Source organism: Chitinophaga filiformis (genome assembly GCF_023100805.1).
Taxonomy (GTDB): Bacteria; Bacteroidota; Bacteroidia; order Chitinophagales; family Chitinophagaceae; genus Chitinophaga; species Chitinophaga filiformis_B.
On the sequence record NZ_CP095855.1, the window covers coordinates 4,544,084 to 4,567,130 of the forward strand.

Genomic DNA, 23,047 nt, shown 5'->3' on the forward strand with positions numbered 1-23,047 from the left:
GTCGGAATAGTCTTATCTCAAATTTGATAATATGGAAGCCAACGAAAACAGAGGTCGTTTAATGTGCGGATGTGACGGAGTGACAGTTGAGAACGGGCATTTTAAAGTGCATGCAGTAAGTGATCAGTTTAAAGTAGCCACACCTTATATCCGCAGGGATTTTTATAAAATAACTTTGTTCAGGGGTATCAGCCGTTTACACTATGCCGATCAGGGTATACTGATAGACAGGCCCGCGCTGACATTCTCCAATCCCTTGGTGCCTTACAGCTGGGAACCTGTGTCAGAAAGCTGGACAGGTTACTATTGCCAGTTCACGGAAGAATTTATCCCTGTCCGCGACAGGGGGCGTATTTCTCTGCAGGATTCGCCGCTGTTTAAGATAGGAGTTAACCCGGTGTGTTTCCTGAGCGAGGAGCAATATGCTACAGTGGAAGGGCTATTCAAAAAGATGATCGATGAAGAGGCAACGGATTATATACATAAGTATGACGTGATCGGCAGCTATGTGAACCTTATCATTCATGAGGCACTGAGGATGCAACCTGCTGCAGACGCCAGCCGGCAAAGCAGCGCAGCGGTACGTATCACTATGTCATTTATGGAGTTGCTGGAGAAACAGTTTCCCATTGACTCCCTGTCGCAGACACTGGCGTTGAAGACAGCGGGTGATTACGCAAAACACCTGGCCATTCATGTAAACCATCTTAATCATGCCGTGAGGGAAGTAACCGGAAGGGCCACCACGGTGCATATCAGGGAGCGGATCATTGCAGAAGCAAAATTATTACTGAGAAATACAGACTGGAGTATCGCGGATATTGCATATTGCCTGGGATTCGACTATCCTGCTTACTTCAATAATTTTTTCAAAAAGCAAACGGGTATGACACCCCGTTCGGCAAAGCTGGTATAATCGGGGAGTAACTATGCTACTCCCTGATCTATTCCGGACAATTTTTCTTTCACTATCAGGAGGCGATCGTAGAACACCTCAAAAATTCCCACCCCTTTTCTAAGTTTGATAATCTGAAGATGGCTGTACACGAAAGCCGGAACATTGGTAATAACACTTCCCGGACCTAACTCTATCGTCTTCGGCAGATCAGCTGTTTTAAAAAATTCCTCCATCTCCTGGATCTCTTTATCGGCATATTTCATGCGGCAAAGATAACCGTGCGGGGGGTATTTAAGTGAATTTTTTTATCCTGGCAGCACCATTCAATTTTGAAGCAGGTCTTCGTCGTCAGCGAAGGCTGCTACGCGGCCTATATGGCCGTCTTCCAATCTGACCTTGATACCCCGGGAATGGTAAGGGGCAGAGGTGAGGATATTTTTTACAATCCCATATGTCAGCTTACCGCTGCGCTGGTCTTTTTTAAGAATGATCGCCACGCCCAATCCCGGGTATATATCTTTTCTGTACTGACCTTCCATAGTTTGAAAATTGTGGGCGCAAAGGTAGGGATTTTACCTATCGTGTACGCTGGTTCAGCATGCTAATACCTGAACCATCAGGCAATTATTTAAATAAAAAAACATCCGTACAATATTAAATGTTTTAAAAAATGCCTATGTTTGCCTTACAACTATTGGGACAACATTTTGGATCGTTTAGCAGACCTATGTGAAAAGCATCCTTTTTTCTTCCCGTATTTGTTCCGGAATTAATTAGTTCATACTTGTTATGCGTTGTTGCTTTGTTCAAAAACTTGTTTAAAATTGTTTGCTTTCCTGATTAATAATCTACTATAAGGCAAATTATGCTAATCTCTTGTCGATGAGGATGTTATTAGCCCGAAAGTAGTTCGATTTGTTATACCGTGAAATATTATTTATCCCTTTTAATCACTTTATTGTCCACTATATGCCATGTATATAGTCAGTCTGCGGTAAATATGCAGATGTCAGACTATTACAAAAAGTGGAAGGTAAAACTTCCGCAACGTCAGCAGCATCCGCAGTTTGGCGATAGTTTGTACTATTTTGTGAATGGAGATAATAAAGCACCTGTTATTCTCATTGTTCCTTTCCGGCCAACGGGCTACGACACGGTGATCGGGTATTACGAACATAACAGGCACAACCAGGCCCCGGTCATTGCAATACCCCGCACACCGCTGCTGACTGTGCACGGAAATGTGATGTATGATCTTTTCTATCAGTCTAACGTTGATACCCCTTTTGTACAGAAAGACGTTTACCAGCATACCTTGCAAACCAGCCTGGTACTTACCTATAAGGACCGTTATCCCATACGGCTCAATTTTACCACCAGGATGGGTAATTCTTCGCTTTTCAGGAACCTGACAGATTTTAATCTTCAGTTCACCAGCCGGGATTTCAAAAATGCCATGTTACAACGTGCCAAAGGCTGGGATGCGGGCAAATATGCGCAGCTGGAAGAGCTGGAAAAGCTTCGCATGCAACTGGAAGCCAAGCAGATGGAAATCAATAAACTGAAGGGATGGAAAACGGACCCTGCCTTATTACAGCGTTTGGTAGAAGCGCGGGAGAGGGCCTATTATGGCCGGATCAGGGATTCCCTCGCGGCGATCAACAAGCCGGAGATGGAGATGCCTGACCTGAATATAGGTAAAAGAGGACTTGGCAGACTGGAATTGCCTGATGACATGAAAGGAACGGGCGGTTCTGAGAAAGAGAAAGCGGATACTGCATTGAAGCAACTGACGGCCCGCTATGAAGATGCCGACAGGAAACTGGACTCGCTGCAGGCAGAACTTGCGAAACTACAGGCACTGTACCGGCAGCAGGAGACTGTCTATAACACGCGGAAAGGCGCCCTGGCAGATATACTGATACGCAGTAAGAACAATAAGGAACTGGCAGAGAACCTCAAGGCAGCCAACCTGCCGGATACTATGCTGCCAAAAGGGTATAAACACCTGCTGGCTATCCGTTCAGTGGGCATCGGCCGTACACTGGTCAATTATTCAGAGCTGACAGCGAAGGATATCAGTATACTGGGGGTTCAGGCGGAATACAATCCCTCTTACTATATAGCTTTTGCAACAGGCAGAGTAGATTACCGTTTCCGTGATTTTTTCTTCAATGAGAACAGGTCCAGGCAGTACCTGAACCTTGTGCGTGCAGGGCTGGGCATGAGAGATGGGAATAACATCATCATGACCTACTACACGGGTAAAAAGCAGGTATATAATTTCAATACTGCTCCCGGAGCTAACAATCCCGGCAACCTGGAACAGCGGATCATGGGCTTCTCTCTTGAAGGCCGCTGGCAGCTGGATGAGAACAACTATATCATAGGGGAGGCCGCCAAATCATCGCTGCCTACCTATGCAAGGTCGGCCGAAGATCACAGCAGTACACTGGGGACTGTGTTTAAACTGGATGATCATTCCAACGAGGCATATTCAGTGAAAGCCAGCTCATTCTGGCCACAAACGGGAACAAAGATCAATGGTATGTATAAGATGATGGGCGCCAATTTCCAGTCGTTCAGCCTCTTTACCACGGGCTCTTCCCAGACAGGGTGGTCTATCCGTGTAGATCAGCCGTTCTTCAAGCAACAGCTGATCATCAGCGGAAGTATCAAGAAGAATGATTTTACTACAAATTATCAGCAGACAAACTATCAGAGCAATACTGTTTTCAAAAGCGTACAGGCTACCTTGCGGAAGAAAAAATGGCCGGTGATAACCGTGGGATATTATCCGAGTTCCCAGATCACTAAGCTGAGCAACAACAGTTATCAGGAAAACCTGTTCTATAACCTCGTAGGAACGGCCAGCCATTTCTACACCTACAGGGGCATTATGATGAGCACTGTACTGTCTTACACACAATTCTATAATAAACAGACTGATAGCAGTTTCCTCTATTTCAACAGCAAGAATATGCTGTTGAACCAGACACTTTTTGTCGGCAAATTCACCGTCAACGGCGGTGGTTCATTTGCTACCAACCCGGAATACAACCTGTATGGCGCAGATGGGAACGTGCAGTATAAAATGAGAACATGGCTTGAGATAGGGGGAGGGATGAAATATAATTACCAGACAGTGTACAACCTTACACAGATAGGTTATTCCGGCAATGCAAGGGTAACTATCCCACTGTTGGGCGAGGTAGCTGTCATGGCAGAAAAGGCATTTATACCAGGTATGCAGAAACGCCTGGTATCCAGTAATAATGGAAGATTAACCTATACAAAGACATTTTAAACATGACCAAAATGAAGAATTACCTGCTGTTACTGCTTGTTTTATTCTTTGGTATGCAGACCAAAGCGCAGGTTAGTATGACTACGCAAGTACCTCCTGAAGGGGTACTGGTGAAAGCGCAATTGTGGAATATCGTATTGGTATCGGTATCAGAGGCGCCTACCACCGTTAAAATTGTAATGCGGCTGACAGATATCAAGACCAACCAGCCTGTATTGACTGGTATTTCCCGTAACATCACCCTTACAAAAGGAGCGAAACAATTGCAGGTGAGCGATGTGTCTCCCGTGCAGTATGAATACCTCTCAAATGTTGCAGACAGAAGCCCGAATGGCTTGTTGCCGGTAGGTAACTACCAGGCGTGTTACAGCCTTTATATACAGGGTGTTTCACATGGCGACCTGATCTCTGAGGATTGTATTCCTTTCACGGTAGCGCCTGTGGGGCCTCCCTTATTGAACACGCCTGCCGATCAGAGTGTACTGGAAACATTCAATCCGCAGTTCACCTGGTTACCGCCATCCCCTGCGAATATCTTCAGTAATCTGAATTATGAATTGCTGCTGACCGAAGTAAGGCCAGGACAATCTGCAGTAGAAGCGGTACAACAGAACCTGCCTGTTTACAGGCTGCCTTCTACCAACAACCTGTTTGCGAATTATCCATCCTCTGCCTTATCGCTGGATACAGGCAAGCAATATGCCTGGACTATTATCGCCAAGAACGGCCTTGCGTTTGCTGCACAGACAGATGTATGGACATTCAGGCTGAAATCCACACTGGTAAAGAAAGAAACGGCAGAAAATACGCATATTCAGCTCAGGAAGGAACTGGATGGAGCCGTGGCGGCAGTAAGCGGGAATGTACATTTTACCTATACCAATGAGCTGAACGATAACGTCGTTAAATACGAACTGGTAGGACTGGAAACCGGCAATACAGTGATCGCTTCCGGTGATCTGAATGTAAAGCCAGGCGACAATATGATGGCATTTGAAGTGAAAAGGAAGTACAATCTGCAGGACGGCAAAAGCTATCTGCTGCGTGTGAAGAATTCAAGGAACGAGTACTGGCAGATGAAGTTCGTTTATACAAAATAGTTCTAAAAAGATATGAAAGTGTTGAGAACAGGTTTAATGATGTTGTGCAGTATTGCGGTACTCCATACGGCAAAGGCGCAGGAAGTGAATGATACGGCAAAGTTATTTGCTGAAATGAAAACCCTGCAGGGTGTTTACCAGCAGAAGGCATTGTCTTTCGATATCAGGTACACCTATGCAAGTGAATTGCACCCTGAACAGGTGCTTGATTCCCTGAGCGGACATGCAGATATTGCCGGTAGCAGCTATTATTACCAGATGGCCAATACAGAAATGACAGCTAATGATAAGTATGTAGTCACCCTTTTTAAGGAAGATAAGATCATGTACCTGTCAAAACCTGTTGCGCTGAATGCTGCCGATCCGTTGGAGCAGATGAGGGCATCCATAAGAACTGCGGGTGTAACCCGGTGTTCCGTTACAGAAAAAGGAGCGGTGAAGTCCATTTCGGTTGGCTTCAAAGAAGGAGGCCCTTACAAGGAATTGCAGATGAACTTTGACAAATCTTCCGGTTACCTGATCTCCATGAGATATGTGCTTAAAACAACAATGCTGATGGAGACCACTGGCGGGGCCAACGCGGAAGTGCCTGAAGGGTATGGGGAATATGCAATTGTACAGAGCTATTACGAGCACTATAAACAGCTTTCCGGAAAGGAAAAAGCGTTTGACAGCGCACAATTCTTTTACAAAGAAGGCGATGAGTTTAAACCCACGGCTGCGTATAGCGAGTATAAAGTGTTTGTCGGCTCTCCGGATCTGCAGTGATCAAAGTGCGGATGAAGGAGCCGAAGACTGAACAGAAGCCGGCCATTCCCTTACCCATATACCGGGATAGTCCCGCGCGATGCCATGCTCATCAACCTCCAGGTCTGCTGTAAATCCGGACCATAAACTCTCATATCTGTATAACCTGTCGGCCAGTCTTGTGTACCGCTGTTTCACCGGCTTCACATCCATGGCCGGCAGGTCAAAATACAAAACGGTGATCTCCTGCGATTCTCCTTCTGCGAGCTGTAACCTGTTCACCGCCAGTGTATTCGTGAACGGTGTGATCGAAATATCGATATCTGCGCAGGGACTGAAGATCTCATGAATAGTACCCAGTTTATCATGCCATTCCCCATTTTCCCGTGTGAACTGCAGCTCTTTCTGTATATGATCGTGTGCCCTGATGAGGACACCGGTGGTTTCCCATGCTGCATTGGCCGTGATATGATAACTGACATGCAGTGGCAGATCGTTTACCAGTCCGGTAATGTACCCGCGAACATCGTGTGCATTATCAGACTGCAAATGAAGATATTCGAGCGTATTATAGTAAGTTCCTTTCCAGATAATTTGTGTGGAGGTCATACGTCGTTTTCCTTCAATTTACGAAAAAATCGTACCGATACATTTACGCAGGTGATCGCTGATCAATATGGTTCAGATTGCCAGTGTCTGTAGCCTGCATTGTATATCTGCGGCCTTTTGGAGCAGCGAAGGATCTTTTATATAAGGTGTAATGTCCAGTCTTTCGCTGATAAGGCTTTCTTTATAAAGCGCACTGAGATTGTGATATTCCAGGTGGAACTTCCATTCGGCAGAGAGATGATCAAATACCTTCCGGTTGCACCTGATAAGAAAAGAATGATCGATCACCAGGTACGTGGAAGAAGGTAATTGCTGCAGATGCTGTAATATAGCTTCATTGTAGGATATCCACACCTTCAGGTGGTGTTCGCTGTGTTTTCTCAGCAATCTTTGTTTCCGGTAAGGTTGTTTAAAATATCTCCATATCATCCGCGGCAACCATCCTTTCTGTTCATATTTCTGAACGCTTTCACCGTAGAGGCGTTGTATGAGCGAACTGACAACACTTTTGTAGTCGCGCAATATCACCAGGTAACGAGCGCCTGGCAGTAACTCCCTGTAAAAGGGTAGGAAAAGGCAGGTGCGCGGATCTTTCCATCCCCATTGCACCTGGCTTGCCGCCTTTTCCCGGATCAGCAGGCGGAGCGATTGCCGTTGCGCTTCAGATAAAGATGGCGGTTGGGCGGTAACAAGACCATCTTTGCGAAGATCATGTTCGCTTAATACCTGCTGATGATAATTATAAAAATCTACATCCTCAAAATGTCCTTGTGTATTACCAATGCCGGCGCCCAGGAACCGGTCTCCGATGTGTAATCCGCACCGGTATAACCACTGGCTAAGCAAAGAAGTGCCCGAACGGTGCATGCCCGTTATAATTAATACATTATTGCTCATGTGATGGTCTCTTAGTTGGAAGCCACGCTGGCATATTGCGCCTGCTGTAATGCCAGTGACCGGTTTATAAATTGAAGGAATAAATTCGTGCAGGCAGCAATGCTCTGATTATCTGTATGAAGATGAAGATCGGGCTGGACAGGTGTTTCGAATGGATCATTAATACCTGTAAGATTGTTTAACTTATCAGGGTGCCCTTCGGGTAACAAAGCCCGCTTGTAAAGCCCTTTAGTATCTCTCGCAATCAGTTTCTCCACTGTACAATCGATAAAAACTGTTTTTACGTGTGGATAGGAGATGGCCAACTCTTGCCGTATCGATTCATATGGATTGATGGCGCTTATAATGCTGATGATGCCATAATTTGATAAACGGCTGGCCACAAAACCCAGGCGGCGGATATTCTCACAGCGGTCTTCCCTTGAGAAACCCAGGTCCCGGCAAAGGGATTCCCGGTAAATGTCACCGTCAATGATTTCGATAGGAGTACCATCGGCCGCTGCTTTTCGTTGTACATTCCTGGCAATAGTGGTTTTGCCTGCACCGGATAACCCGCATAGTTGTATAATCATCGCATATTGATTTACAGGTTGAATAGCCGACAGCAGTGATGTAGGTAAATGGGTTGATGGTGCAGCTTATAGGGTAAATGGTGAGGTTAAATGTGTGCTCGCAGTGATATGGCCGCTAAACTAGTTAATTATGCCTGAGCGAAAAGATAATATAGATGAATCCCGGAAATATGCCGATGTATGCATGAAATTCCTCACACGTAATCTTTCCCGGAGCAGGCCGGTAGATGTTGATGCTTGTTTATGACGTTATACCGCGAATCTTTTGAAGGTTTCTTTGGTGATGATCCTGACATTTTCTGCCAGTTGGTCTAATGTACAACTCAGTAACCGGATATTATATGGAAGATTATCATGCATCTCGATAAATTCGAGATGCAGGCCACACTGATCTGTTACATTAGAGTTCCCTTTCAGCTGACGAAATATACTGTCGGCTATTTCTTTGTTATTACCTATGCAGAATTTGCCGAAATTTTCGTGTCCGTCCATTGTTTTCAGGTGTAACAAGATGTGAAAGGTGATTTCCATAGCACATAACTTCTTTTAGGCCATTAACAAAAACTGAAAACAAAGTTATTATTTTCAGCCCGGATGCAGACATATAGAAATGTGAAATTTGATGGTTTTGCCCTGAGCTGATCAGGCTGCCTGGTGATTGCCGTTCCTGCCGGAATGACCAGGCAGCCGGTTCTTAAAACAGTTCCGCCAGCTTGGTATCTAATTGGTCATAGTCGTCGCCTCCACTTCCAAAACGTGCGATGATAACACCTTCAGGATTGATTAGGATCTGGGTAGGTACAGCATGGACGCCGTACATATTGTAGATATCTCCCGGCTGAGGCTTGCCGTCTTCTTTAAATTTGTCGGTGTCCAGTCCGCGGAGCACATGGTTCCAGATGCCTACACCATCTTTTGCAACCGCTTTTTTCCATTCTTCCGGTTTATTGTCATTGTCAGCGATGCCCAGTATTGTTAGTCCCTTGTCTTTATACAGGGCGTATAGCTCTTTCAGATGGGTATTATTCTTCCTGCAGGGAAGGCACCAGCTGGCCCAGAAGTCAAGCAGGAGATATTTACCCTTAAAGTCCATCAGGCTGACGGGATTGCCGTTTATATCCCGCTGACTGAATAACTGCGCGCGGCTACCTGGCGAGCCATTCTGGATCTTTTCCAGGATATCATTCAACTCTTTGCCGTAGATGCTGGTCTGCAGCCAGGGTGATAGCTTCGATATATAAGATTTCAAGGTTTCGGGTTTCATATAAGCGGTAAAATAGCGTAGCTCCGCAGCCGTAACGTAGGAATCAGGATGAGAACGGAAAAAACCGTAACTGGCATCCCTGGCTTTCTCCTGGAGGGGCAGCAGTTTTTCTTTGGCCGCATCTGCCTTAGCCTTCAGTGCGCTTAGTTCGGCCTCACTTTTCCTGGCCTGAATGGCCTTGAGGTATTGCTTGTTGGCGTCCTCAAAGGCCAGGGCGAGGGGCGCCATTTCCTGTTGCGCGCCGGCCCTTTCGTTGAGGAGTTCCTGGTAATCAGCCTGGCTGGCCGACCCGGAGATGGTGGCCTCCTGGAAGGCGGGCGATTTAATACTGATGGTCATAGGGGCAGGGTCAATGTAAAAATTGATCCCGCTTTCACCATTGCCGCTGATGGTAGCCAAAACAGGTTCACTGAGCATGCCGCTAAAGGAAAAGCTGCCATTTTTGACGACACAGCTGTCTTCGATATAGAAACCATTGCCATAACGGAGATAAACATATCCATTGTCTTTGCCTGTAATAGTGCCGTTTAACTGGAAGGGGCCGCGTTTTTCCTGGGCCATGGAAACAAAAGTTACAAGAATGCCTGCAACAACAGTCAATAGTTTTTTCATAGGGTCACCGGAATAATGCTTACGTTAAAGATTTTAGTTGATTTGGGATTTCAATATAATAATTATTTAATAATTGGAGAATGGGGAATTATGAGTAAAGCTGCACTTTCTCTATCATTTCTATGACGTTAGATACCTGCAGTTTTTCAAAGATGCGCTTTTTGTAGGTGCTGACAGTCGAGATCTGTAAACTGAGTTTTTCTGCTATTTCCGCAACACTGGAGCCTTTGATCAGCAGCTGCATGATATTGTTTTCGCGGCTGGATAAACGCTGTATCGGATTGGCAGCAGATTTTTTATTGGTGAAATTGTTCAGCAAGGTTTGTTTCAGGGCCGGACTGAGGTACTTTTCGTCTCTAAGGAGGGTTTTAGCCGCGTTTTTGATCTCTTCTATGCCGGTCTTTTTGGACAGGAAACCATCGGCCCCCGCTTCCAGGTACCTCCATCCGAAGATCTGCTCGTCATAGCTGGAGAAAATGAGGATCTTGATGTCAGGATGCCTGAGGCGGATAACATCCAGCATCTGGTGATTGTTTCCTCCCGGCATGTCAATGTCCAGAATGACCAGGTCGAATTTTTTTGTAGATAACATCTTCAGGGTATCCTCGAAACTGGACGCTTCACTGACGTGCGCATCCTCGATGGATTTTTGCAAAATGAGCGTAGTTCCATACCGGACCACCTCCTGATCATCTACAACTAAGATATTAGGCATAGCAACTTATTGTGTAAAAGTACGTTACGGCGGTTAAATAAACAATGAATGCAAGATGAAGAACGAAACTTTTGTAGTAAAACTACTACATATTAATACAAGTTATTCTAAATAATTATATCAAACAAGTATATAAATTTGTTGCATATGAAAACCATCGTGTGATTTAAATAAAATATACCTATGAATGATTCGGAAGCACTTAGCTGTCTTCTGTCCCAATACCAATACACAATTACTTTCAGAATGAGATCATTTCTTCGTAAGTGCCTGGGCTGCATTTTTTTATGCTGTCTGCTCAGTACTTCTTTATCTGCCCAGACAGGTCCTGCCGGAGTGAACAACGGTGCTGTGTTGTGGCTGGATGCGGGTGATGTACTGGCCGGGGGAACAGCTCCCGCATATGGCACAACACTGGCTACCTGGTTTGACAAGTCGGGTAGCGGGCATAATGCAGTCAGCTCTGGCGCTAACGCAGTGATATACAATAGTGGTGGCGCAAATGGCCGCCCTGTCGTTAATTTTACCCGGACTTCGGCAGCAGCAGGATCCGGGATGACGATATCCGGATTGGATATAAGGGCAGTGACGTCTCCTGATGTTACCATCTTTGCGGTATACCGCCCGGGAACAAACGATGGCAACGCCCAGGCGGTCTGGGGAAATGATAATGCCGGGCAGCAACGTTACTTTAACAACAAAGCGGCGACCGGCACGACCGATGCCAGCCTGTCTACAGGAGGAGCGGCGGTCGTCATACCCGGTGGCGCAAAAGCCGGGGAGACAAGGCTTGTCACAGCCGTTTATAGTAGTGGCGCCAACGCATCCGCAGCTTACCTGAACGGGAAGCTGATTGCTGCATTTACGGACCAGACAGCCAGTGCTGCTGGTCTTTCGAGTTTTAAGATCGGTCTGGATGGCGATAATAATTACTACAATGGCGATATCAGTGAACTGATTGTATATAACAGGAAGCTGAGCGCATGTGAAATAGAAAAGATCAATGTTTACTTAGCCGCCAAATACGCCACGGACTTCACCGATATGGCGTCCAACTATACACTGGGCATTCCTTATAATAATGATATCAACGGTGTAGGCGTACGTACTTCGGCTTGTGGAGGCACCTACAATATAAATGCTTCTTTCAGCGCTATCCTGTCGGTAACCAATCCTTCTGCCTCCGGTACCGGCGTAGTGTTAAGCTTCGGTAATGACCGCGGCGGATATGGCAGTTCATCTCAGACGCCGTCCACATATACCACCAGGTTACAGCAGGTATGGCGGGCAGACCTGAACGGAAATATCGGCACAGTAGATGTTTGCTTTGAACTGACGGGCCTGGGCATTGATGTTTCCAACTCCGGTAACTTCGCCCTGTTGATTGACAAGGACGGTGATTTCAGCAATGCTACTGTTGTCAGCACAGGCGTAACCATCCTGGTGAACAGGGTATGTATTTCCGGTGTAAGCCTCACGAAGGGCGATTACTTTACGCTGGCCACAAAAGCCGCCACCAGCACTGCTTCAGAGATCACCTCTACGAACGAAGGTGTTCAACAGAAATCATTATTTACCACCGCAACTGTTGTTGATGATCAGATCCTTGTGAAAGGAAGTGCCAGCATCACAGATGGAAAGGTGTATATAGAAACTGGGTTTGTGACAGGGGATGTGCTCTCCTGGGGAACTTTACCTGCAGGTGTTACAGGAGCGTATAGCGCTGCCACGGGTGTAGCCACCTTTACCGGTACCGCTTCTGCCACCGACTGGCAGACCTTTTACCGGACCCTCAAGTTTAATACAACCAGCGGAACTACCGGCAACAGGACCATCCGTTTTGTATTGAGCAATGCGGTAAGTTATACGGTAGGTACCAAGCCTCACTATTACGAATATATTACCACTCCGATGAGCTGGACCGCGGCAAAAGCAGCTGCGGAAGCGCGGACATTATATGGTCTTCAGGGGTACCTGGCTACTATCACGGCGCAAATAGAAAATGATTTCATCACCTCAAAACTCTCCAGCGATGGCTGGGTGGGAGGATCCTGTAATTATACCATTGTAAATACCGCTGTAGGTAGCAACTTATTTAATAACCAGAACCAGGCAAATGGTAAATATTACTGGGTAACAGGTCCTGAAAAAGGAACGGCTATTTCCACGGGATTGAACACGCCTACGGCAGTGGGTGGTGCGTATATGAACTGGAACACGGGTGAACCGAATAACTACCAGAGTACCAACGAACAGTACATGCAGTTGTATTCCACCAACCAGGGTAAATGGAATGACCTTCCGAATACCTCCAACCTGGGATATGTGGTGGAATATGGCGGGTATGCGTCTGACCCTGTGCTGAATATCGACTATAGCAGGGTAATGGTAAATGCGCCGCCGGCCCCGGTTATTACAGCTTTCACCAGTGATAACGGGCTTAGTACGACCGATAATATCACCAATGATAATACACTGGTACTCAGCGGAACAGGACAGGCTTCTGCCACCATTACGGTGTACAGGGCAGATATAGGTTCAATAGGTACAACTACTGTCAATGCTTCCGGCAACTGGACATTTGACTATACCGGTACTTCATTGGCCGATGGCACCTATGCATTTACTGCTACCGCTACAACCGGAAGTCAGACAAGTGCTGCGAGCCAGACTTATACAATTACAGTAGACCGTACAGCTCCGTTTAAACCGGGGCAGCCTGCACTGGCATCCGGTAGTGGAAATGCATCAAACGATGTTACACCCGACCTCACCGGTTCTGCAGAACCAGGCTCGCTGGTCACAATATATGATGGCGCCACACAGATAGGCACCGCTACAACCAATGCATCCGGTCAATGGACGCTGACTGCGCCTTCCTTGAGCACATCTTTACATAATATTACTGTAACAGCAACAGATGTTGCAGGTAATGTAAGCGTCAGCAGTGATCCGTTCCCGCTGACAATAGATGTTACGGCGCCGGCCACACCTCCTGCTCCTACATTGCTGGGTGGTGTTGCAGGTGTAACCAATGACAATACTCCTACTATCATTGGTAAGGCTGAAGCTAACAGCACAGTGACGATCTATAATGGAGGTGTTGCTGCCGGTACTGCCAAGGCAGATAATAATGGTGATTATATCTTCACCTTCCCGGTACTTGCCGACGGACCTTATACAGTAAAGGTAACAGCCACTGATGCAGCGGGTAATACCAGCGCGCAAAGTCCTGCGCTGAACTTTACAGTAGATACCCAGGCGCCGCCGGTACCAACTGTTACGACAGCCCAGACCCTGACAAATGATAACACGCCTACTGTAACGGGTACAGCGGAAGCTAACAGTACTGTGACCATATATAAGGATGGCGTAGTGGCAGGTACTGCTACCGCGAATGCTTCCGGTAACTATAGCTATACCTTCAGTACTGCATTGCCTGACGCTACTTATAGTATTACCGCCACTGCCAGTGATGCGGTGGGTAATACGAGCGCACAAAGCAGTCCGCTGAATATCACTGTAGACGCTACCGCTCCGCCGGCTCCGGTTATTACTACCAATAAATTGGTCACCAATAATAACACTCCTACAATAACTGGTACTGCCGAAGCAAATAGCACGGTAACTGTTTACCGTGGAGGCGTTGCTGTGGCTACGACCACTGCTGATGCGAGCGGTAATTTCTCATATACTTTCAGTCCTGCATTAGCGGACAACGTATATGCTGTTACCGCCACTGCTACTGATGCAGCCGGCAATATCAGTCCGCAGAGTAATGTACTGAACATTACCATTGATACTCAGGCGCCTCCGGCTCCGGTAGTATCATCTGTTGTTACGCCGGCTAATGATAACACACCAACTGTTATCGGTAGCGCAGAGCCTAACAGTACTGTAACTATTTATTATGATGGTGTGCTGGCAGGTACCACTACAGCTAATGCCAGTGGTAATTACAGCTATACCTTCACTGCTTCATTAGCGGATGGCCTGCGCGGCATAACAGCCAGGGCTACTGACGCCGCTGGCAATACTGGTCCGCTGAGTGCCGCCTTGAATATCCTGATTGATACCCAGGCGCCGGGAGTACCGACCATTACAACTGCTCAAACACCAACAAATGATAATACACCCACTGTAACGGGTACAGCGGAAGCCGGCAGCACTGTCACTATTTATGTGGATGGTGTCGCTGCAGGTACAACTACCGCCAATGGCAGTGGTAACTATACCTTTACAGTACCGACCTCATTGTCTGACGGTACACATGCGTTTACCGCCACCGCCGCAGATGCATCGGGTAATACGAGTGGTACAAGTGCTACCCTGAATATCACTATCGATACGCAGGTGCCGGCAGTTCCGACTATCGCGACGGCGCAGACGCTGACTGCTGACAATACGCCAACCGTAACCGGTACAGCCGAAGCTAACAGCACTGTAACGATCTATGTTGATGGTTCAGCAGTTGGTACGACTACTGCTACTGCCGGTGGTACTTATACCTTCACGGTGCCAACACCGCTGGCTGATGGTACGCATGCATTCACTGCTACATCAACAGATGCAGTAGGTAATACCAGTGCTCCAAGTGCCACCCTGAATATCACCATCGATACCCAGGTGCCGGTTGTTCCGACTATTACTACAACTCAGACGCTGACTGCTGATAACACACCGACCGTAACCGGTACAGCCGAAGCTAATAGCACTGTAACGATCTATGTTGATGGTTTAGCAGTTGGTACGACTACTGCTACTGCCGGTGGTACTTATACCTTCACGGTTCCAACACCGCTGGCTGATGGTACGCATGCATTTACTGCTACATCAACAGATGCAGTAGGTAACACCAGTGTACCAAGTACGATCCTGAATATCACCATTGATACGCAGGCGCCGGCTGTGCCAACAATCACTACAGCTCAGACATTAACCAGCGATAACACACCAACGGTAACCGGTACCGCAGAAGCTAACAGTACAGTAACTATATATAAGGATGGTACTCTGGTAGCTACAGTTTCTACCGATATTAGTGGTAATTATACTTATACATTCACAACGCCACTGCCTGACGGCCCTTATGTGCTGACTGCCACCGCAAAAGATGCGGTAGGTAATACCAGTGCTCCAAGTGCGCCATTGAATATCACTATAGATACGCAGGCACCGGTTGTTCCGACTATCACCACAGCTCAGACACTGACTGCTGATAATACACCAACAGTAAGCGGTACGGCAGAGGCTAACAGCACCGTAACTATCTATGTTGATGGTTCAGCTGTTGGTACAACTACCGCTACTGCAGGTGGTACTTATACCTTCACGGTGCCAACACCGCTGACTGACGGTACCCATGCATTCACAGCAACATCAACTGATGCAGTAGGTAATACCAGCGCACCAAGTGCGACCCTGAATATCACTATCGATACTCAGGTGCCAACTGTTCCGACGATTACCACAGCTCAGACATTCACCAGCGATAACACACCAACCGTAACCGGTACAGCCGAAGCTAATAGCACTGTAACCATTTATGTTGACGGTAACGCAGTTGGTACAACTACTGCTACTGCCGGAGGTACGTATACCTTTACAGTTCCAACACCGCTGACTGATGGCACACATGCGTTTACCGCTACCTCAACAGATGCAGTAGGTAATACCAGTGCACCAAGTGCCACCCTGAATATCACTATCGATACCCAGGTGCCAATTGTTCCGACTATTACCACAGCTCAGACGCTGACTGCTGACAATACGCCAACCGTAACCGGTACAGCCGAAGCTAACAGCACTGTAACGATCTATGTTGATGGTTCAGCTGTTGGTACGACTACCGTTACTGCAGGTGGAACCTATACATTCACGGTGCCAACACCGCTGGCTGATGGTACCCACGCATTTACTGCAACATCAACAGATGCAGTAGGTAATACCAGCGCACCAAGTGCCACCCTGAATATCACTATCGATACCCAGGTGCCGGTTGTTCCAACTATTACCACAGCTCAGACATTAACCAGCGATAATACGCCAACCGTAACCGGTACAGCGGAAGCTAACAGCACTGTAACGATCTATGTTGATGGTTCAGCTGTTGGTACGACTACCGCTACTGCAGGTGGAACCTATACATTCACGGTGCCAACACCGCTGGCTGACGGTACACATGCATTTACTGCTACATCAACAGATGCAGTAGGTAATACCAGTGGACCAAGTGCCACCCTGAATATCACTATCGATACCCAGGTGCCGGTTGTTCCAACTATTACTACGGCTCAGACATTAACCAGCGATAATACGCCAACCGTAACCGGTACAGCGGAAGCTAACAGCACTGTAACCATTTATGTGGACGGTAACGTAGTTGGTACAACTACCGCTACTGCCGGAGGTACTTATACCTTCACAGTGCCAACACCGCTGGCTGATGGTACGCACGCATTTACTGCAACATCAACGGATGCAGTAGGTAATACCAGTGCGCCAAGTGCGATCCTGAATATCACTATCGATACGCAGGCGCCGGTTGTTCCGACTATTACTACGGCTCAGACATTAACCAGCGATAATACGCCAACCGTAACCGGTACAGCCGAAGCTAACAGCACTGTAACCATTTATGTGGACGGTAACGCAGTTGGTACAACTACCGCTACTGCCGGAGGTACCTATACCTTCACGGTTCCAACACCGCTGGCTGATGGTACGCATGCATTCACTGCTACATCAACAGATGCAGTAGGTAATACCAGCGCACCAAGTGCGACCCTGAATATCACTATCGATACCCAGGTGCCAGTTGTTCCGACTATCACTACCGCTCAGACACTGACTGCTGACAATACACCAACCGTAACCGGTACAGCCGAAGCTAACAGCACTGTAACGATCTATGTTGATGGTTCAGCAGTAGGTACAACTACTGCTACTGCCGGAGGTACCTATACCTTCACGGTGCCAACACCGCTGGCTGACGGTACCCATGCATTCACAGCAACATCAACAGATGCAGTAGGTAATACCAGTGCGCCAAGTGCCACCCTGAATATTACGATCGATACGCAGGGGCCAACTGTTCCGACTATTACTACGGCTCAAACATTAACCAGCGATAATACACCGACCGTAACCGGTACAGCGGAAGCTAACAGCACGGTAACCATCTATGTTGATGGTACAGCTGTTGGTACGACTACCGCTACCGCAGGTGGTACTTATACCTTCACGGTGCCAACACCGCTGGCTGACGGTACCCATGCATTCACTGCAACATCAACAGATGCAGTAGGTAATACCAGTGCGCCAAGTGCGACCCTGAATATCACTATCGATACCCAGGTGCCAGCAGTGCCGACTATTACCACAGCTCAGACACTGACTGCTGATAATACACCGACCGTAACCGGTACAGCGGAAGCTAACAGCACGGTAACCATCTATGTTGATGGTTCAGCAGTAGGTACAACTACTGCTACTGCCGGAGGTACCTATACCTTCACGGTTCCAACACCGCTGGCTGACGGTACCCATGCATTCACTGCAACATCAACGGATGCAGTAGGTAATACCAGTGGACCAAGTGCGACCCTGAATATCACTATCGATACGCAGGTGCCAGCAGTGCCGACTATTACCACAGCTCAGACGCTGACATCTGACAATACGCCAACCGTAACCGGTACAGCCGAAGCTAACAGCACTGTAACCATCTATGTTGATGGTAATGCAGTTGGTACAACTACTGCTACCGCCGGTGGTACCTATACCTTCACGGTGCCAACACCGCTGGCTGATGGCACACATGCATTTACTGCTACATCAACAGATGCCGTAGGTAATACCAGTGGACCAAGTGCGACCCTGAATATCACTATCGATACGCAGGTGCCAACTGTTCCGACTATTACTACCGCTCAGACGCTGACTGCTGACAATACACCAACCGTAACCGGTACAGCCGAAGCTAACAGCACGGTAACGATCTATGTTGATGGTTCAGCAGTAGGTACAACCACTGCTACTGCCGGAGGTACCTATACCTTCACGGTTCCGACACCGCTGGCTGATGGTACGCATGCATTCACCGCAACATCAACAGATGCAGTAGGTAATACCAGTGCGCCAAGTGCGACCCTGAATATCACTATCGATAGCCAGGTGCCAACTGTTCCGACTATTACCACAGCTCAGACGCTGACTGCTGATAATACACCAACCGTAACCGGTACAGCCGAAGCTAATAGCACTGTAACCATTTATGTGGACGGTAACGCAGTTGGTACAACTGTCGCTACTGCCGGAGGCACTTATACCTTCACAGTTCCAGCACCGCTGGCTGATGGTGTGCACGCATTTACTGCTACATCAACAGATGCAGTAGGTAATACCAGTGGACCAAGTGCGACCCTGAATATCACCATTGATACGCAGGTGCCAGTTGTTCCGACTATTACCACAGCTCAGACATTCACCAGCGATAACACACCAACCGTAACTGGTACAGCCGAATCTAATAGCACTGTAACCATCTATGTTGATGGTACAGCAGTTGGTACGACTACGGCTACCGCCGGTGGTACTTATACCTTCACGGTGCCAACACCACTGGCTGATGGTACCCATGCATTTACTGCAACATCAACAGATGCAGTAGGTAATACCAGTGCGCCAAGTGCGACCCTGAATATCACTATCGATACGCAGGTGCCAACTGTTCCGACTATTACTACCGCTCAGACGCTGACTGCTGACAATACGCCAACCGTAACCGGTACAGCCGAAGCTAACAGCACTGTAACGATCTATGTTGATGGTTCAGCAGTAGGTACAACCACTGCTACTGCCGGAGGTACCTATACCTTCACGGTTCTGACGCCGCTGGCTGATGGTACGCATGCATTCACTGCAACATCAACGGATGCAGTAGGTAATATCAGCGCTCCAAGTGCGACCCTGAATATCACTATCGATACCCAGGTGCCAACTGTTCCGACGATTACCACTGCTCAGACATTAACCAGCGATAATACACCGACCGTAACCGGTACAGCAGAAGCTAACAGTACCGTAAGCATCTATGTTGATGGTACAGCTGTTGGTACGACTACCGCTACCGCAGGTGGTACTTATACCTTCACGGTTCCGACACCGCTGGCTGATGGTACCCATGCATTCACTGCAACATCAACAGATGCAGTAGGTAATACCAGTGGACCAAGTGGCACCCTGAATATCACTATCGATACGCAGGTGCCAGTTGTTCCGACTATTACTACCGCTCAGACGCTGACATCTGACAATACGCCAACCGTAACCGGTACAGCCGAAGCTAACAGCACTGTAACCATTTATGTTGATGGTACAGCTGTTGGTACGACTACCGCTACTGCCGGAGGTACGTATACCTTCACGGTGCCAACACCGCTGGCTGACGGTACCCATGCATTCACTGCAACATCAACGGATGCAGTAGGTAATACCAGTGCGCCAAGTGCGACCCTGAATATCACTATCGATACCCAGGTGCCAACTGTTCCGACGATTACCACTGCTCAGACATTAACCAGCGATAATACACCGACCGTAACCGGTACAGCAGAAGCTAACAGTACGGTAACCATCTATGTTGATGGTACAGCTGTTGGTACGACTACCGCTACCGCAGGTGGTACTTATACCTTCACGGTGCCAACACCGCTGGCTGACGGTACCCATGCATTCACTGCAACATCAACGGATGCAGTAGGTAATACCAGTGCGCCAAGTGCGACCCTGAATATCACTATCGATACGCAGGCGCCAGCAGTTCCGACGATTACCACTGCTCAGACACTGACTGCTGACAATACACCAACCGTAACCGGTACAGCCGAAGCTAATAGCACTGTAACCATTTATGTGGACGGTACAGCTGTTGGTACGACTACCGCTACTGCAGGTGGTACTTATACCTTCACGGTGCCAACACCACTGGCTGATGGTACCCATGCATTTACTGCAACATCAACAGATGCAGTAGGTAATACCAGTGCGCCAAGTGCGACCCTGAATATCACTATCGATACGCAGGTGCCAACTGTTCCGACTATTACTACCGCTCAGACGCTGACTGCTGACAATACGCCAACCGTAACCGGTACAGCCGAAGCTAACAGCACTGTAACCATCTATGTTGACGGTAACGCAGTTGGTATAACTACCGCTACTGCCGGAGGTACATATTCCTTCACGGTGCCAACGCCGCTGGCTGATGGTACGCATGCATTCACTGCTACTGCTAAGGATGCAGCGGGTAATACCAGCGCACCAAGTGCGACACTGAATATCACTATCGATACTAAGGCGCCAGCTGCTCCGACCATTACTACAGATAAAACGCCTACCAGCGATAACACACCAACTGTAACCGGTAAAGCGGAAGCAAACAGCACAGTGACTATCTATGTCGATGGTAATGCTGCAGGCACTGCGAAAGCGGATGCAGCAGGTAACTATACATACACATTCAATCCAGCCCTGACTGATGGTAGCCATGCTATTACTGCGACAGCAACAGATGCTGCCGGTAATACCAGCGCACACAGCCCGGCCTTAAACATCACCATTGATGCAGCTGCTCCGGCAACGCCAGCTGCGCCTCAACTGATCGGTGGCACTAATGGCATCATTAATGATGCCACGCCATCTATCAAAGGTGACGCAGAAGCCAACAGTACCGTAACCGTGTACGTAAATGGCACACCTGTGGGCACCACCAAAGCCGATGCCAGCGGTCATTATACTTACACCTTTAATCCCGCATTGGCAGACGGACCGTACAACATTACCGTAACCGCAACGGATGCTACCGGCAACACCAGCGGGCAAAGCCCCGCTCTCGCTATCGTGATCGATACGCAGGCACCGGCGGTACCTACTGTAACGACCGACAAATCGCCTACAAACGACAATACACCAACTGTGACCGGTAAAGCAGAACCGAATAGTACCGTAACCGTTTATGTAGATGGTAAACCTGCCGGTACAACAACTGCCGATAATAAGGGTAACTATAGCTATACCTTTAATCCTGCACTGGCGGATGGTAATCACAACGTCACCGCCACTGCTACTGACGCAGCAGGTAATACCAGTGCACAGTCGCCTTCACTGAGTATCACTGTGGACACCCAGGCGCCCGCTGCACCAACTATTGTACTGGAAACTGCCAGCAACAATGGTGTGATCACTACCAACACGCCGACGATATCAGGTACTGCAGAAGCTAACAGCTCAGTAACTATTTATGCGGATGGGGTAGCAGTAGGTACTGTAACTGCAGATGCCAGCGGGCATTATACTTATACATTCAATCCCGCGCTGGCTCAGGGTGCTCATAATATTACAGCAACAGCTACCGATGCAGCCGGTAATACCAGCTTACCAGGCGGGCCGCTTTCCTTCTCGATCGATGCAGCGGCTCCAGGTATTCCTTCAGCCCCCGTATTGCCAGGTATAAATATTCCGGGACTTGTGAACACAGGCACGCCCAGAATAACCGGCAGGGGAGAGCCAGGTACCATCATCACCGTTTATACCAATGGCAAGCCTGTTGGCACAGCTGAAGTAAATACCGCGGGCGACTGGTCTTATACTTATGATCCTGCACTGACGGAAGGTGCGTACAACATTACAGTAACAGCTTCCGATAAACAGGGAAATGAAAGTGGACATAGTAACCAGGTTGTAATGACGGTGGATCTCACCAGACCGGAAGTTTCCCTGCTGACACGGGCCAAAGAGCCATTGAATGCTCCTGCTGTCTTTACATTTACTTTCTCTGAAGATGTGATAGGATTTGAAGCTACTGATATCAATGTGACCAATGGTACTGTGAAGGAAATCAAACAGTTGTCGCCCACTATTTATGATGTGACTATTGTGCCTTTGGAGAACGGAATGCTGACTGTGAACGTTCCGGCTGATAAAGCCACTGATATGGCAGGTAACGGCAACATGGTTTCCAGCACCCTGGCCCTTCGTATCAAATTCGGAATAAGTATAGACATTGTATACCCGATGCCGGCAAGTGATGTGGTGAACGTTCGCTTCAGCGGTTTTGATTACGGGGAAGCCAATTTTACAATGACAAGTATGGCTGGCCAGGTATTGCTCCAACAGGATGGCGTTGTGAAGAATGGCATACTGACCTTCAATACACAACGTGTTCCTTCCGGTACCTATGTATTGTACATCAGGACGAAAGATCACACCTTTAATACTACGGTCGTAATAGCAAGATAACAAATGATAGCCCCGGTAACACGGTT

General features: G+C 47.8%; 13 protein-coding genes. 5 read left to right on the forward strand and 8 right to left on the reverse strand.

Annotated elements, in window-relative coordinates; genetic code table 11:
- The first annotated feature begins 31 nt into the window (after window positions 1-31).
- Window positions 32-916: a helix-turn-helix domain-containing protein gene (locus tag MYF79_RS17820; protein ID WP_247809003.1), complete on the forward strand. Its 885-nt coding sequence runs from the start codon at window positions 32-34 to the stop codon at window positions 914-916.
- Window positions 917-927: 11 nt separating this feature from the next.
- On the opposite strand, the gene MYF79_RS17825 is transcribed toward MYF79_RS17820, so the two are convergent.
- Both MYF79_RS17825 and MYF79_RS17830 read right to left on the reverse strand, forming a co-directional pair.
- Window positions 928-1,161 (reverse strand): DUF6965 family protein, encoded by a 234-nt coding sequence (locus MYF79_RS17825; RefSeq protein ID WP_247809004.1) that lies wholly within the window; start codon window positions 1,159-1,161, stop codon window positions 928-930.
- 60 nt (window positions 1,162-1,221) lie between these two features.
- Window positions 1,222-1,437 carry a YwbE family protein gene (locus MYF79_RS17830; RefSeq protein ID WP_247809005.1) on the reverse strand — a complete coding sequence of 72 codons (216 nt, stop codon included), beginning with the start codon at window positions 1,435-1,437 and terminating at the stop codon, window positions 1,222-1,224.
- A 467-nt stretch (window positions 1,438-1,904) separates the two neighbouring features.
- Here MYF79_RS17830 and MYF79_RS17835 point away from each other — a divergent pair, with 467 nt between their 5' ends.
- Genes MYF79_RS17835 through MYF79_RS17845 form a run of 3 tightly spaced genes read left to right on the forward strand, consistent with a single transcriptional unit; the run spans window position 1,905 to window position 6,073 of the window.
- Window positions 1,905-4,205, forward strand: coding sequence for a prefoldin domain-containing protein (locus tag MYF79_RS17835; protein ID WP_247809006.1), 2,301 nt, complete (start codon window positions 1,905-1,907; stop codon window positions 4,203-4,205).
- Between the two features lie 11 nt (window positions 4,206-4,216).
- Window positions 4,217-5,305, forward strand: coding sequence for a hypothetical protein (locus MYF79_RS17840; protein WP_247809007.1), 1,089 nt, complete (start codon window positions 4,217-4,219; stop codon window positions 5,303-5,305).
- 12 nt (window positions 5,306-5,317) lie between these two features.
- Entirely contained in the window at window positions 5,318-6,073 is a 756-nt protein-coding gene (locus tag MYF79_RS17845; protein WP_247809008.1) for a hypothetical protein, read from the forward strand.
- Here the strand turns inward: MYF79_RS17845 and MYF79_RS17850 are convergent, their stop codons facing one another.
- The 6 genes from MYF79_RS17850 to MYF79_RS17875 all read right to left on the reverse strand — a co-directional run bounded on the left by MYF79_RS17850 (window position 6,074) and on the right by MYF79_RS17875 (window position 10,721).
- On the reverse strand, window positions 6,074-6,661 hold the full coding sequence (locus MYF79_RS17850) for a putative glycolipid-binding domain-containing protein (RefSeq protein WP_247809009.1): 588 nt from the start codon (window positions 6,659-6,661) through the stop codon (window positions 6,074-6,076).
- Between the two features lie 72 nt (window positions 6,662-6,733).
- Window positions 6,734-7,558: a sulfotransferase gene (locus tag MYF79_RS17855; protein WP_247809010.1), complete on the reverse strand. Its 825-nt coding sequence runs from the start codon at window positions 7,556-7,558 to the stop codon at window positions 6,734-6,736.
- Window positions 7,559-7,569: 11 nt separating this feature from the next.
- Window positions 7,570-8,130, reverse strand: coding sequence for an adenylyl-sulfate kinase (cysC, locus tag MYF79_RS17860; RefSeq protein ID WP_247809011.1), 561 nt, complete (start codon window positions 8,128-8,130; stop codon window positions 7,570-7,572).
- A gap of 249 nt (window positions 8,131-8,379) precedes the next feature.
- Window positions 8,380-8,661, reverse strand: coding sequence for a hypothetical protein (locus MYF79_RS17865; protein WP_247809012.1), 282 nt, complete (start codon window positions 8,659-8,661; stop codon window positions 8,380-8,382).
- A 163-nt stretch (window positions 8,662-8,824) separates the two neighbouring features.
- On the reverse strand, window positions 8,825-10,006 hold the full coding sequence (locus tag MYF79_RS17870) for an AhpC/TSA family protein (RefSeq protein ID WP_247809013.1): 1,182 nt from the start codon (window positions 10,004-10,006) through the stop codon (window positions 8,825-8,827).
- Between the two features lie 88 nt (window positions 10,007-10,094).
- Window positions 10,095-10,721, reverse strand: a complete 627-nt coding sequence (locus MYF79_RS17875; RefSeq protein ID WP_247809014.1) for a response regulator transcription factor — start codon at window positions 10,719-10,721, stop codon at window positions 10,095-10,097.
- Between the two features lie 246 nt (window positions 10,722-10,967).
- Between MYF79_RS17875 and MYF79_RS17880 the strand changes: the two genes are divergently transcribed.
- Window positions 10,968-23,021 carry an Ig-like domain-containing protein gene (locus tag MYF79_RS17880; RefSeq protein WP_247809015.1) on the forward strand — a complete coding sequence of 4,018 codons (12,054 nt, stop codon included), beginning with the start codon at window positions 10,968-10,970 and terminating at the stop codon, window positions 23,019-23,021.
- Window positions 23,022-23,047 lie beyond the last annotated feature (26 nt).